This is a genomic window from Clostridioides sp. ES-W-0018-02, assembly GCF_020658175.1.
Classification (GTDB): Bacteria; Bacillota; Clostridia; order Peptostreptococcales; family Peptostreptococcaceae; genus Clostridioides.
Window position 1 is genome coordinate 453,221 of record NZ_JACVVY010000003.1, and the last position, 15,662, is coordinate 468,882.

General features: G+C 27.6%; 12 protein-coding genes. 9 read left to right on the forward strand and 3 right to left on the reverse strand.

Annotated elements, in window-relative coordinates; all coding sequences use genetic code 11:
* Positions 1–73 precede the first annotated feature (73 nt).
* From IC219_RS10700 to IC219_RS10710, 3 genes are all read left to right on the forward strand, one after another.
* Complete coding sequence (locus tag IC219_RS10700; RefSeq protein ID WP_227434464.1) at positions 74–1,987, forward strand: polysaccharide biosynthesis protein; 1,914 nt, start codon at positions 74–76, stop codon at positions 1,985–1,987.
* Between the two features lie 201 nt (positions 1,988–2,188).
* A complete protein-coding gene (locus IC219_RS10705) occupies positions 2,189–2,893 on the forward strand; it encodes an SH3 domain-containing C40 family peptidase (RefSeq protein ID WP_227434465.1) in 705 nt (234 codons plus the stop codon).
* Positions 2,894–3,192: 299 nt separating this feature from the next.
* Entirely contained in the window at positions 3,193–5,307 is a 2,115-nt protein-coding gene (locus IC219_RS10710) for a cell wall-binding glycosyl-hydrolase Cwp19 (RefSeq protein ID WP_227830830.1), read from the forward strand.
* 241 nt (positions 5,308–5,548) lie between these two features.
* On the opposite strand, the gene IC219_RS10715 is transcribed toward IC219_RS10710, so the two are convergent.
* The gene (locus IC219_RS10715) at positions 5,549–6,514 is read right to left on the reverse strand and encodes an LCP family protein (RefSeq protein ID WP_227830829.1); all 966 of its coding nucleotides are present in this window, start codon (positions 6,512–6,514) and stop codon (positions 5,549–5,551) included.
* 335 nt (positions 6,515–6,849) lie between these two features.
* A complete protein-coding gene (locus IC219_RS10720; RefSeq protein WP_227830828.1) occupies positions 6,850–7,806 on the reverse strand; it encodes an LCP family protein in 957 nt (318 codons plus the stop codon).
* 368 nt (positions 7,807–8,174) lie between these two features.
* On the opposite strand from IC219_RS10720, the gene IC219_RS10725 reads away from it, so the two are divergent.
* Positions 8,175–8,963, forward strand: coding sequence for an HAD family hydrolase (locus tag IC219_RS10725; RefSeq protein WP_227434469.1), 789 nt, complete (start codon positions 8,175–8,177; stop codon positions 8,961–8,963).
* Positions 8,964–9,325: 362 nt separating this feature from the next.
* Here the strand turns inward: IC219_RS10725 and IC219_RS10730 are convergent, their stop codons facing one another.
* Positions 9,326–9,796, reverse strand: coding sequence for a DUF4358 domain-containing protein (locus tag IC219_RS10730; RefSeq protein ID WP_227482126.1), 471 nt, complete (start codon positions 9,794–9,796; stop codon positions 9,326–9,328).
* 138 nt (positions 9,797–9,934) lie between these two features.
* On the opposite strand from IC219_RS10730, the gene IC219_RS10735 reads away from it, so the two are divergent.
* The 5 genes from IC219_RS10735 (at position 9,935) to IC219_RS10755 (ending at position 15,573) form a co-directional block, all read left to right on the forward strand.
* Positions 9,935–10,579, forward strand: a complete 645-nt coding sequence (locus IC219_RS10735; RefSeq protein ID WP_227482127.1) for an undecaprenyl diphosphate synthase family protein — start codon at positions 9,935–9,937, stop codon at positions 10,577–10,579.
* Between the two features lie 123 nt (positions 10,580–10,702).
* The gene (locus tag IC219_RS10740) at positions 10,703–11,527 is read left to right on the forward strand and encodes an N-acetylmuramoyl-L-alanine amidase (RefSeq protein WP_227434472.1); all 825 of its coding nucleotides are present in this window, start codon (positions 10,703–10,705) and stop codon (positions 11,525–11,527) included.
* A 324-nt stretch (positions 11,528–11,851) separates the two neighbouring features.
* Positions 11,852–13,402, forward strand: a complete 1,551-nt coding sequence (locus tag IC219_RS10745; RefSeq protein ID WP_227830827.1) for a GGDEF domain-containing phosphodiesterase — start codon at positions 11,852–11,854, stop codon at positions 13,400–13,402.
* Positions 13,402–13,800 carry an RrF2 family transcriptional regulator gene (locus tag IC219_RS10750; RefSeq protein WP_227434474.1) on the forward strand — a complete coding sequence of 133 codons (399 nt, stop codon included), beginning with the start codon at positions 13,402–13,404 and terminating at the stop codon, positions 13,798–13,800. The genes IC219_RS10745 and IC219_RS10750 overlap by 1 nt, the downstream gene beginning before the upstream one ends.
* 39 nt (positions 13,801–13,839) lie before the next feature.
* Positions 13,840–15,573, forward strand: coding sequence for an Eco57I restriction-modification methylase domain-containing protein (locus IC219_RS10755; protein WP_227434475.1), 1,734 nt, complete (start codon positions 13,840–13,842; stop codon positions 15,571–15,573).
* Positions 15,574–15,662 lie beyond the last annotated feature (89 nt).

Here is a 15,662-nt window from a genome sequence, read left to right on the forward strand (position 1 = left end):
TACAGCAAAAGATAGATGTTGTTGGCTATGCTTAGGTGCGTAGCTTTTGCTGTTTAATGGAGGGCTTCTAGTTATGCGAGAAAGTATAGATTTAGAGAAAGAAAGCTTTTTTAATAAGCTTTTTAAAAAATATAAATTTAGACAACTAACATTATTAATTCTAGATATTTGTAGCGTGCTAGTAGCATTTCGAATGTCTTTGAGTTTGACAGGAAATTTAGATGTATTCAATGTTAATAATGTAATAATTTCAGTTTGTATATATATTGTACTCCATATAGTATCATTTAGATTGTTTAAGTGTTACAACACATTGTGGAGATATGCAGGAGAAGAAGAAATTATTTCGATTTTTATTGCAACTTTAGCTTATCTAATTCCAGCTTATGTGATAAATAGAATATTGGGACTCGATTATCCTATAATGCTTTATGTATTAAATACGATATTCATTATAATGTTTACAAGTGGAGTGAGAATAGGGTACAGAGCTATAAGAATAGTCATGAATAAAACCTATTCTAGAGGGAAGGTTTCTAACATTCTTATAATTGGAGCAGGAGATGCTGGAGAGATGGTTATACAAGAATTAAAGCGAAATCCAGAACTTAAAAAAGTCGCAGTAGCTATAATCGATGATGATAAAAATAAAATCGGAAGAATAATTCATAATGTAAAGATTGTAGGAACAACTTCAAAGATAAATGATATAGTTGAAGAATATAAAGTAGATGAAATAATTTTTTCTATTGCCAACATAGAAAAACGCAGAAAAAAAGAAATTATTGATATGTGTAAAAATACTAATTGTAAAATAAAGACAATACCAGGGATTTATGAAATTATAGATGGAAAAGTTGACATAAAACAGATTAGAGAGGTAGAAATAGAAGACTTATTGGGTAGAGAGCCTATAAGAACAAATTTAAAAGAGATAAGTAACTACATTGAAGGAAAAGTAATCCTTGTAACTGGAGGAGGAGGCTCAATTGGTTCAGAGCTTTGCAGACAGATTGCAGGATTTAATCCTAAAGAACTTATTATAGTTGATAATTATGAGAATAATGCTTATGCAATACAACAAGAATTGCTTAGAAAATATAAAAACAAGCTGGATTTAAAAGCAATAATAGCTTCAATAAGAGAAGAAAAAAGAATGGATGAAATATTTAATAAATATAAGCCAGAAGTAGTGTTCCATGCAGCAGCTCATAAACATGTTCCTCTTATGGAGTCAAGCCCTGGTGAAGCTATAAAGAATAATATATTTGGAACTTTAAATATAGCAGGTTTATCTTCAAAATATAAAGCTAAGAAGTTTGTCCTTATATCTACAGATAAAGCTGTAAATCCTACAAATATAATGGGAGCTACTAAAAGAGCTGCTGAGATGATTATACAGACAATGAATGATGAAAGTCAGACTGAGTTTGTTGCAGTTAGATTTGGAAATGTACTTGGAAGTAATGGAAGTGTAATTCCCCTTTTTAAGAAGCAAATTGAAGATGGAGGACCAGTAACTGTTACACATCCAGATATCATTAGATATTTTATGACGATACCAGAGGCTGTAGGACTTGTTATACAGGCTGGAGCTATGGCTAAAGGTGGAGAAGTATTTGTGCTTGATATGGGAGAGCCTGTAAAAATATTGGATTTAGCAAAAAATTTAATAAAATTTAGTGGGTTTGAACCAGATGTTGATATAAAAATTGAATTTTCTGGTCTTAGACCAGGAGAAAAATTGTATGAAGAACTTCTTATGTCAGAAGAAGGTCTGTTAGATACAGAGCATAAAAAGATTTTTATTGGTAGGCCAATAGATGTTGATAGAGAAGAAATAACAAAATACTTAAAACTTTTAAAAGAAATTACAAACAATGAAGAAACTGAAAAAATAGATAGTGTAATGAGAAAATTAGTACCAACTTACATTAAACCAGAAGATGCTAATATCAAGGAAATTGCAATAACTCGAGATAAGTAGAATATATTTCTAATTTGTAACCAGGGGGAGCAAAAAGAAACAAATAGAGACTAAAAAGAAACAAAAGATTACAAAAAGATTACAAAAAGATTACAAAAAAGGTTGCAATTTATTTTGATGTAAGTTAGAATGTTAATTAGGAATTGGAAACGAAGGAACAAAATGTTAAATTTTCGAAAGGATTAGGTATTTGAGATTATGATGAATATTAAAAATAAAAAACATATATTGAAAAAATTTATAGCGATGGTGTTAATAGCAGGAGTTGTTACAGTGGAGGCGGGAGCAATAACAGCTAGTGCAGCAGAGTTATCTAATTCACCTATGACTGCGACAGTAGATCAATGTGACTTCTTAAACATGAGAAGTGGAGCTAGTGCAAATGATGCAATAGTAGGAAAGATAAACACAGGTGACAAAGTTGAAGTTTTAGAATTACATTCAAATGGATGGATAAAAATAAAAACAGTTGACAATGTTACAGGATGGGTAAATGGAGATTATTTAACTATTGAAGGTGGAAATGTAGACGCAAAGGTACAAAATGTTTTAAACTTAGCATTTAAGCAACAAGGTAAACCATATAGATGGGGAGCAACTGGACCAAACTCTTTTGATTGTTCTGGGTTCACTTCTTATGTTTACAAAAATGGAGCAGGAGTTAATTTGCCAAGAGTATCAAGATCACAAGCAACAGTAGGAAAGAAAGTATCTAGAGCAGAATTAAAAGCAGGAGATTTAGTTTTCTTTGGTTCAGGTGGTTCAATAAATCATGTTGGGTTGTATATAGGAGATTCTAAATTTATACATTCACCACAAACAGGAGATGTAGTAAAAGTTACTAGTATGGCTCCAGGAACTAATTATGCTAGAAGACTTATAACTGCTACACGTGTTTTACAATAATAATAGATTTAATTTACATAGGATTGAATATTAACATTAAATGCAGTTATGTTTAATGTTTTACATAGAGAGTGAAGTATTAATTAATATTAAAATAGTGATGAACGTTATAAAAACAGCAAAGAAGATAAATTTCTTTGCTGTTTTTTTTATAATAAATTATTTCATATTATAATCAAATATTAAATATAAATATTAACTATATTATTCAATATTTGACAGATAATATGAATTTTAGATATACTTAGTAAGGAGTATATTGTAGAAAAAAATAAATTTAAGAAATTAAGGGGGATGAAATGAAAAAGATAAGTATATTACTATTATCGTTGGTAATGACACTTACAATGTGTAGTGTAAGTTCATTTGCTGATTCGTCAAATGATAAGGAAATGAGAGCAGCTTGGATATCTACAGTTTATAACTTAGATTGGCCTAAGACTAAAAATAATGAAGCCAAGCAAAAAAAGGAATACACAGACCTATTAGACAAATTAAAAAGTTCAGGGATAAACACAGCAGTGGTTCAAGTAAGACCAAAATCAGATGCTTTATATAAATCAAATATAAATCCATGGTCTGAATATCTTACAGGTACTCAAGGTAAAGACCCTGGATATGATCCATTACCATTTTTAATAGAAGAAGCACACAAAAGAGGAATGGAATTTCACGCATGGTTTAATCCATACAGAATAACTATGGCAGATGAGAGCATAGATAAGTTGCCAGCAAACCATCCAGCAAAGAAAAACCCAAGCTGGGTAGTTAAACATGGAAATAAGTATTACTATGACCCAGGTCTACCAGAAGTTAGAAAGTACATAGTTGATAGTATAGCAGAGGTAGTTCAAAATTATGATATAGATGGTGTTCATTTCGATGATTATTTCTATCCAGGAGTAAGCTTCAATGATACTGCTACATATCAAAAATATGGACAAGGACAAAACAAAGACAATTGGAGAAGAGAAAATGTAAATACTCTACTTAGAGATGTAAAGGCATCTATAAAGAGTATAAAGCCTGAAGTTGTGTTTGGTGTGAGTCCAGCTGGAATATGGAGAAATAAGAGTAGTGACCCAACAGGTTCAGATACATCAGGTAATGAAAGTTATGTAGGTACATATGCAGATACAAGAGCATGGATAAAACAAGGATTAGTTGATTACGTAGTTCCACAACTTTACTGGCCAATTGGTCTTAAAGCTGCAGATTACTCTAAATTAGTAGCATGGTGGGCAAATGAAGTAAAAGGAACAAATGTAGATTTATACATAGGACAAGGTATATATAAGCAAGGGCAATCAAGTTATAATGGGCAAAACATAGCAAAAGAAATAGTTAAGCAAGTAACATTAAATAGAAAATATAGTGAAATAAAGGGTAGTATGTATTTTTCAGCTAAAGATATAGCAAATAGTACATCTATACAAAATGATTTAAAGAGCTTGTACTCTGACAGCAATGAACAGCCAGTGACTCCACCATCTAATGTCAAGGTGGAAAAATTAAGAGGTGCTGAAAGATATGATACAGCAGTTGCAATAAGTAAAAAAGGATGGGCTACAAATTCAGATACAGTAGTATTAGTAAATGGATATTATATAGTAGATGGTATAACATCAACTCCACTTGCTACTGCAAATGATGCACCTATATTATTAGTAAATAAGGGTGACATACCAACATCTACCAAAAATGAAATAAAAAGACTTAATCCAAGTAAAGTTATCTTAATAGGAGGAAATAATTCTATTGGAGATAAAGTTGAAAGTGAGATAAAAGATACATTATCAAATGTATCAATAAACAGAGTGGGTGGCTCAGATAGATATAGCACATCTCTTTTAATAGCAAAAGAATTAGCTAAGACTAATCCAGTAGACAAACTATATATAACAAGTGGTACAGGTGAAGCAGATTCTCTTTCTATAGCTTCAAAAGCAGGAGAAGAAAAACAGCCAATCGTATTAGTATCAAAAGATAATGTAAGTGATGAAATCTATAACTGGGTATCAGACTTAAATGTAAAAGATGCATACTTTATAGGTGGTAATTTAAGTATATCTGATTCAGTAATAAGTAAATTAGATAAAGTTATTACTAATGATGTATCTAAAAATAGAATAGCTGGAGAAAATAGAGAAGAAACAAATGGAAAAGTAATACAGAAATTCTATCCAAATGTTGAATATTCATCAATATTTGTAAGTAAGAGTAATCAGTTAGTAGATGCATTAACATCAGGACCTTTAGCAGCAAAATTAAAATCACCAGTAGTTATGCTTGGAAATAGTGTAACATCTGCTCAGAAAACTGCTCTAGAGCCTAAAAAGACAAGTCTAGTATATGAAGCTGGAGATGGCATAAATCAAACTGCATTAAACAGTTTATTAAACTTAGTTCAGTAGTAAGAATTTAATAAAGATGCTATATTATAAATTCTATAAAGGCAAATTAAAATAAAAGTATCAAATTGGAAAATGTTAAATTAAAAAGTATTAAATAAAAGTAGAAATTAAAAAAGGAACTATATACATTTTATAATCAAGCATGGATAACAACTTGAAAATAATTATGTAATATAGTTCTTTTTCTATATTTAATCTTATATTTTATAATAATATTTGTATTAAATGTTTTTTAGTGTTATTATTGTTTAAATTCTATATCATTAAATATAAAATCATGTAATATATCTAAAGTATCTGGGTCAAATCTAAGAACCCAACCAGCCTTTCCATATATACCACCTGTACTATGAATTTCATCATCAATAGGGAATTCAAATTGTTTAACATTTAAGTCGCCCATTTTTAAAACTTGAGCTCCTAGAGAAAGTATTGCATTAGGCTTCATATTAGTTTTAACATATGGAAGAACAGCATCTAATAAACCTGGATATTTAGTAACAGGTAAGGTTTCTGTTTTCTTGATTATAGCTTGTATAATCTCTCTTTGTCTTCCATCTCTTGCAAAAGCTGTATCATTATGTCTGATACGTGCAAAAGATAATGCTTGATATCCATTTAAAGTTTGTGCTCCAGATTTTCTAATATATTGTATGCTACCTTTATCATCACTTTTATTCCAACCATAAGTTTCAGGAATAAATTTATTTAATTCACTTATTTCTCCTTTTTCAATTGTAACTTCAACGCCACCAATAGCATCAATTATATACATAAATGATTCGAAATTAACACAAGCATAATTTTGAATATCAACATTAAAGTTCTCTTCAATTGTTTGTATTAATAAATCAGCTTGTCCATAAGCATAGGCATGAGTAAGTTTTTGTTTACCATGACCAGGGATGTCTACATAGCTATCACGAGCTAATGATGTAAGTTTGATATCATTATGTTTGTTATCAATAGTTAATATCATCATAGCATCTGACCTTGAAGAATCTTCATTTGGTCTAGCATCTGTTCCCATAAGTAGTATGTTAGTTATCCCATTTTCATTTTTATGGTCATTATTATCTAATAAATCACTATTTATGCTTGAGTCATGAATAGTAGATAATTTATAATAAAAATATCCATAGACGCTTATAGGGAATATTACTACCAAGAAAGCCAGTAGTATAACAAATTTCTTTAATTTTGACAAAAGTACCCCTTCTTTCTTCTTTTTCCTGTATATTTTTTAATAGCATACACTTAATTATATTAAAGTATTGAGATATATTCAATACTTGTTTCAGTTACAAAAAAAAGACAATGGCATAATTTATAAGAAAATTTGTCAATTTATATATAATTAAAAGTATGTGTAGTATACTCTTTAAAAAATTAATTAAATTTTTAAAGAAAAATAAGATTTATATGTTTTTTTACAATAAAAATAAGTACACACCTATCAATTACAAAATAATTTGCTTCTTGAAAGGCATGCACTTACTGTCAAATTCTGTATATAACTTTTTATTAATATAAATAAATATTTTACTCTTCAACCAGAATATCTTCAAATATGAAGTCGTGCATTGCATCTAATTCATATTCTTCAAAAGGAATTACATAGCCTGCACTACCAATTTTTCTACCATTTTCAGTAGAAAGAGGGAATTCCATTGATTTTAAGTCTAAGTTTCCAATACTTAAAAGTTTTGTTCCTAGAGAAATTATTTCATTAGGACTCATATTAGTTTTAACATATGGAAGTATAGTATTAACTAGATTAGGATATTTGGTAACTGGTAAATCCTTAACACCATTTATTAAACTTTGTATAACACTTCTTTGTCTTCTATCTCTCTCATCTGTACTATCATTTTTTCTTATACGAGAAAATGCAAGTGTTTGATATCCATTTAGTTTTTGCTCACCTGAACTTCTTATATACTCAAGAGAGCCTTTGTCAGAATTTTTATGCCATTTATAAGTTTCAGGTATAAATTTGTTTAATTCTCTTATTTCACTCTTATCAACTGTAACAGTAACCCCTCCTAGAGCATCAACTATATCCATAAAAGAGAAAAAGTCAACTACAGCATAATTCTGTATATCGAGTTGGAAATTTTCTTCTATAGTTTCTATTAATAAATTAGCTTGACCATATACATAAGCATGTGTTAATTTTTGCTCTCCATGTCCTGGTATATTAACGTACGTATCTCTATTTAATGATGTTAATTTAAGACTTTTATTTTTATTATCAATAGTTAATATCATCATGGCATCAGAACGAGAAACTTCTTCTCCTGGTCTTGCATCTGTACCTAATAATAATATATTTGTAATATCTTCTTCATTTTTATAGTCATTACTGCTAAGAGCCTCTGTATTTATACTATCATCTTGGATAGTTTTTAATTTAGTAAAAACATATCCGTATACACTGACAGGAAATGCTATGACTAAAAGGGCTAGAAATATAACAAATTTTTTGAGTCCTGACAATAATATCCCCTACTTTCTAAATTTTTTAATTACACATAGTTAATTATATTAAAAAATTGTTACATAAGCAATAAAAAACACAATAAATTAGCATAAGTTTGTCATAATATAATTATTTTTATAATATTTTATAGAAGGAAGTGTGTAGTTATTATTAATTTTCTTGGAATATAATTATATGAAGATTTAAATTTTTATAAATTACTGTATATATTGGAAAAAATATTTTCCTGATTGTAGTTATATCATCTTACAAAAGGTGTAAATTGTAATTTAGAATTTTTGGTGTATAATAGGAATTGAAAATTTAAACTGATAAAAATTAATAAAAAATAATCATAAATTATATAATTTGGGGGAGGAAATGTATGATAAAATTAATAGCAACAGACTTAGATGGAACTTTGTTAGATGAAAAGAGCGAAATAAATCCAGAATTCTATAAAGTATTTAAAAAATTAAGAGAGAGGGGAATAATGTTTTCTGCTGCAAGTGGCAGGCAGTATCAAAATCTTATAAAAAAATTTGAAGATATAAAAGATGATATGATGTTTATCTCAGAGAATGGAACATTAGTAGTATATAAAGGAGAAGAAATATTATCAAATCCTTTGGATAAAGAGTTAGTAAATGAAATCATAGAGACAACAAGAAGTATAAAAGGGAAAAAAATTGTAATGAGTGGTAAAAAATACGCCTATATAGAGAGCAAAGATGAAGCTTTTATAGAAGAAGTTAATACTTACTATGCAAAGTTTAAAATTGTAGATGACTTGACTGAAGTAGAAGGTGATATATTAAAGATAGCTATACATGATTTCAAAGGTGCAGAACATAACAATAGTATCTACTTTGATAAGTTTTCTGATAGAGCTCAAGTATGTATTTCTGGGGTAGAGTGGCTTGACTTAACTGCAAAAGGTGCGAATAAAGGAAGTGCCATAAAAAAAGTACAAAGAATGTTAGATATAAAATATGAAGAAACTATGGTATTTGGTGACCAATTGAATGATGTGGAAATGATGAAGAGTGCTTATCATAGCTATGCCATGGAGAATGCAAATGAGTATTTGAAAGAAATTGCTAGATTTAGAGCAAAAAGAAATACTGAAAATGGTGTTGTAGATAAGATAAAAGAAGTCATAAAAATTGGATAGCCATCTATGATGGTGGTCTAAATGAAAAAGATTATTTTGGCTGGTATAAATGATAAGTTAAAGGAAGCATATAAATTACAGCTTGAAGAAGTATTGGGAGAAATTGCAGAAATAGAAACTAACTAACTATATGATATGTCTGGTGGATATACATTAGCATGGATGACATACTTAGTATTGACTGTAATTATGGTCGATTTGATATTAATAAGTTTAGTTTTAGGAAAAAAGAGAAATATAAATATCAAAGAGGGTTAAATGATACTAATTGAATAAATAAAAAATATCAATGTAATTTTTGATAAAATAAATTTATTTATATAAAAATTACATTGATATTTAATAAACATCAATAAAGATATTTATTTTTTTATGATACTCAGTATTTTGTCCTCTATTTGAGATGCATTTTCTGCGGAAATCAAATAAACATATTTACCTGCTTTTTCAACAATAGTACTGTTTGCTATTTCAGAATTGTTTTTTTCTCCATGTCCTTCTCCAAAAGGTGCTTGAATCATGTCTCTTTTATAATTTTCTAGAGTTTTATAGATTTTATTTACATCGTCAGTTTTTATGACAATGATATCTTCTAGATATAATTTTTCAGAAGAATTGATTACAAAACCTTGTGTAATGTCTTCTTCTACATCGTTAAAATAATTAAATTCTTTTGCATCAAAAAATTTTGATTCTTTTATAAGCAAATCAGAAGACTTTAATGCTTTTTCAATTTTTGATGTAGAAACGTTTTTATAATCGCTACTTGAAGAACAACTAACCATTCCAAAGGATAAGATTATTGAAAAAAACAACATTAAAATTTTTTTCATGAGAAACCTCCAAGTTTTTTTAACTCTATCTTAATTTAGTTTACTACATAATTATATAAAAATAAATGTATTTAATGTTACAGTTTTGATTAATAATGTAAGAATTTGATAATAATACCTATTAAGAGGTGATTAAAAATGAGAGTACCAAAACATGTAGGAATTATCCCAGATGGAAACAGAAGATGGGCAAGTCAAAATGGAATGACAAAGGATAGAGGATATGAAAGTGGAATAAATCCTGGACTAGAATCTTATAGATTATGTAGAGATTTAGGTTGTGAAGAAGTAACTTTTTATGGATTTACAACTGATAATACAAGACGTCCATCAGTCCAGACAAAAGCGTTTACAAAAGCATGTATTGATGCAGCAAATATATTGATAGAAGAAGGTGCAGCTTTACTAGTTGTTGGAAACACAAAATCTCCAATGTTCCCAGAAGAATTATTACCATATACAAATCGAATTCAAGCTAAAGATGGACAGATAAGAGCAAATTTACTGGTAAATTATGGGTGGTATTGGGATTTAAATAATATATCAGGAGTAGAAAATGTAAATAAGAATAACATACAGGATTACATACAGTCATTTGATGTGTCAAGACTGGATTTGATAATTAGATGGGGAGGAAGACGCAGATTAAGCGGTTTCTTGCCTGTGCAATCAATTTATGCAGACTTTTATGTTATAGATAATTATTGGCCAGATTTCAAAGGTGATGATATAAAAGATGCCTTTAGTTGGTATGATACACAAGATGTCACTTTAGGCGGATAATTAAGAAATTTCAGTTTTTAGATTGTAGAGTATTTTAAATTATTGAAAAAAAAACTTCTTGGTGGTAAAATAACACTAATAATATGAAAAAATGTAAAAATCTATACCAAGAAGGGTGAAGAAATGTCGAAAAGCAATAATAACAATAATTCAAGAAACAAATCTAAAAATACCAGCTATCTAAATAGAAAAAAAAGAAAAATAAATAAAAAAAAGTTAGTAGTACTGATTTGCTTTACAGCGTTATTTTTATTTATTGCATTTAAGGCTACTCAAGGTGTAGTAGCTTTGGTCAAAGGGATGGATAAAAATAATAAAGCAAATCAACAACAAAAAGTTGACTCAGAACAATTTGACCTTGGTGATGAAAACGAAAATAAAAACAAAAAATATACTGTCTTTATAGACCCAGGTCATGGAGGAAATGATAAAGGAACTCAAAGTAAAACTAGTAACAGATATGAAAAAGACCTCACTTTACAAATTTCAAAGAAATTAGCAAATAAATTAGCTAAGCAAAAGGACATTCAAGTAGTTGTATCTAGAACTGATGATACATATGTATCATTGATGGATAGAGTAAACTTAGCAAAAAATAGCTCTGCTGATGTACTTGTTTCTATACACTTAAATGCAGAAAAAAATGGAAATACAGCAACGGGTATAGAAACATGGTATAGAAATAAAGCTACAGATGGCTCAAAAGAATTTGCACAAACAGTTCAAAGTACAATAGCATCTTATGTTAAAGTAAGGGATAGGGGAATAATTGAAAATAATTTTGAAGTACTTAGAGAATCAAATATGCCAGCTATATTAATAGAGTGTGGTTTTTTAACAACGCCTTCAGAAGAGCAAAAAATAATAAATGCGAAATATCAAGAGCAACTTACAGAGGGAATTGTTCAAGGTATACTTTCATATTTGGATTCTAAGGGAAACAAATAATTTAATTATTATCTAAATGTAAAAGTTAAATTAAAAATGCAAAGGTGTGAATTATATTAAAAGTATGATTTCATACTGAAAAGATTATTTAGATTCAAGAACTATGAAACTACAGACTGTTTTATGTATGTCTGTCTTCATAGTTTTTTTTGTCAAAATTAGTTGGTATTTGAAAAAAATAGAGAAATAAAATCGTAGAAATAGAGTTATTTATATGTGATTTTAAGTTAGATTGATTTACTAGCAATTGTGCCTTATAATTAATATATAATATAAAAAAAGTTTGATTGTAAAATAATTTAAAAATAATATAGGGGAATTTATATGAATAAAAAAAGTATAATGAAAATTTGTTGGTTAAATAAAATAGTTTTTATTATAATTGGTGTTTTGGGAATAGTTTTACTTACAAAGCATATTGGAATAGACATTAAGAGTCAAATTTTGCTTTTATTAATCTTATTTAGCATAAGTATGTTTATTTCATACCTTAAGGTTAAGGCATATGAAGACGAAATTAATTTAGATATTAAAAGTAATTTGGATAAACTTATAAACATCACTAAGGATGATGACTTTTTACAACATATTCAAAGCTATATATTTGCTAATAAGAGAGAAAATTGTGTGTTAGCATGCTTTGATTTATGCAGACTTAAACTTATAAATGAGATATATGGTTATAAGCTAGGGGATGAAGCATTAGACAATATCTCAAACAACTTAAAAAATTATTTTGGAAATGAAGCTATTTATGGAAAGTTAAAAAGCGATGTCTTTTTATTAATAATAAAACTTGAAGATAGAGATGAAAAGATTCCTAATTTGGCAAACCTTATTAAAAATAAAATTGTGACCTTGAGTCAGATAGATAGTTTTAAAATGAATATAAACATTGAAGCTTCTATTGGTATTTATAAATTTAATAATGATGAAATTGACATAAAAAAAGCCATAGATAATGCTGATATGGCAAGAATTAAATCAAAAGGATTAAAGCATATAGAATATGTTGAATTTGATGATGCTATGGAAAAAGAAATAAAATCACTTATGAAAATAGAACAAGATTTATTTTTAGCTATTAAAAACAAAGAGTTCATAATTCACTACCAACCTAAATTTGATTCAAGTACAAATAAAATTATAGGTTCAGAAGCATTAATAAGATGGATTCATCCAACCTTAGGTATGGTTGCTCCAAATAATTTTATACCTATAGCTGAGAAAAGTGGTTTGATAAATAATATTGGTAGATGGGTGATTGAAGAAGTTTTTATTACTATTGATAAATGGATTTCAGAAGGGATAAATGTTTTACCAGTTTCAATAAATTTATCTAGAGTAGAACTTTATAAGAATGATTTAGTAGATTTTTTTAAGTCGATGTTTGATACATATAATGTTCCTAGAAAACTTGTAGAAATAGAAATAACAGAAACAACAGCTTTAAATGATGTAAAATTTATTAGTGAGAGACTTTATGAAATTAAATCTTTAGGTATGAATATATCATTGGATGACTTTGGCATAGGGAACTCAAATTTTATCAATCTTAAGGGGATACCAGTAGATGTTATAAAAATTGATAGGTCACTTATATTAGATATAGTAACCAACTCAAAAACAAAGGTTATGATAAAAGCCATTGTTAATCTTTCGCACGATTTAAATCTAGCTGTTATATGTGAAGGTGTAGAGGATATGGAACAAGTTAAAGTTTTAAATAATATGGGATGTAATTTTATACAAGGTTATGTATTTTCTAAGCCAATAGAAGAATGTAGTTACAAGGAACTTCTTACTGGAAGAAGTAATATAAGTTTAGAAGAGAGTCTTTTGAAAGAATATATGGCAGTTGAGGAGGTGGAATAATGATTTCAGAAGACGTAGATTATGCAATAAGAATTGTAAGAGCTATATTTAATAATGGAGAAAATAATCCAATAGATGTCAAAACAATATTAAAGAATGAAGATATACCAATATTAACACTATATAAACTACTTAGAAAACTTTGTGCAAATAATTTACTTACTTTTAATAAAGAAGATGGAAAGAAATACATGTTAAATGTATCATTGGATACAATAAGTTTGAGAACAATTGTAGAAATAATTGATGGGAAAATATATATAAATAAATGTACTAGATATGTATCTAATTGTAGTAATTGTTTAAAAGGTTGCAAGGTAAATCAGGAATTACTAGAGATAGAAAAAGAAATCTATAAACTTTTATCAAGAAAATCTATAAGACAGATATTAGAATAATAAATTTTTAGCTTAGCTAATAGTTGGAGGTTTTCAGTTATGGATGATATATCTCAAGATAATTTTCTATTATCTAAAGAGTATGAGAATAGTTTAGATGTAGATACTAAAAAAGCAGGTGGAATATACTATACACCTAAAATCATTGTCGATTATATTGTTAAAAAAACCTTGAGAAATCACGATATAATTAAAAATCCATATCCGAGAATTCTTGACATATCTTGTGGATGTGGGAACTTTCTTTTAGAAGTATATGATATTTTATATGACTTATTTGAAAAAAATATTTATGAATTAAAAAATAAATATGATGAAAATTATTGGCAGATTGATAATATACACAATCATATATTGAACTATTGTATATATGGTGCTGATATCGATGAAAATGCTATAAATATACTAAAGGATAGCTTAAAAAACAAAAAGACAACGAATGATTTAGAAGATGAAGGTATTAAAATCAACCTATTTTGTTGTGATAGTCTAAAGAAAAACTGGCGATATAAGTTTGATTACATAGTTGGTAATCCTCCGTATATTGGACATAAAAAACTTGAAAAAAAATATAAAAAATTTCTTTTAGAAAAGTACAGTGAAGTTTATAAAGATAAAGCTGACTTATATTTTTGTTTTTATAAAAAGATTATAGATATCTTAAAATGTGGAGGAACTGGAAGTGTTATAACGCCGAGATATTTCTTAGAAAGTTTGTCAGGAAAAGATTTGAGAGATTATATTAAGTCAAATGTTAATATTAAAGAAATAGTAGATTTTTTGGGTGCAAATATATTTAAAAATATAGGTGTTTCTAGTTGTATTCTTACTTTTAATAAAAAAAAATTGAATGATACGCCTATAGATATATTTAGAATAAAGAATGAAGATGTATCTATAAATAAATTTGAAACACTAGAAGAACTTTTAAATAGTAGTAAATTTGAATATTTTAATATAAATCAAAACTTGCTTTCTGATGAATGGATAATTGTAAATAAGGATAATGAATCTTTTTATAATAAAATACAAGAAAAAGGTAAATATAGCCTAGAAGACATAGCTGTAAGCTTTCAAGGCATAATTACAGGATGTGATAAGGCTTTTATTTTAAGTGAAGGGGATTTAAAATTAAATTTTGTAGATGAGAAGCTTTTAAAAGATTGGATAAAAAGCAAAAATATAAACAAGTATGTAGTAGAGAAAAGTAAATATAAGTTAATATACTCAAATGATATAGATGACGAGGTTAAAAACAAAAAAATACTTGATGAAATTATAGGTGTGTATAAGACTAAATTAGAAAACAGAAGAGAATGTAAAAGTGGAATAAGAAAGTGGTATGAGCTTCAATGGGGTAGAGAAAAGCTTTTTTTCGAAAGAAAAAAGATAATGTATCCATATAAATCCAAAGAAAATAGGTTTGCTATAGATTATGATAATAATTTTTCAAGTGCAGATGTATATTCTTTTTTCATAAAAGATGAGTATTTAGATAAATTTTCATATGAATATTTAGTTGGAATTTTAAATTCTAGTGTATATGATAAATACTTTAAAATAACAGCTAAAAAAATGAGTAAAAATATATATGATTATTATCCTAATAAGGTTATGAAGATAAGAATTTTTAGAGATAATAATTATGAAGCAATAGAGGATTTATCAAAACAAATAATATCAATTTTATTAAATGAAACAATAGACAAAGACAGAGTAGAAAAATTGCAGATAAAAATAGATAAATTAGTAATAGATTCTTTGGGAATATAAATAAGTATGGATATGAAAAAATATGTTGAATGTTAATAATTTATCTAAATTGATAAAGAAAAAGTTAACCATATAAAAAATATTAAAAA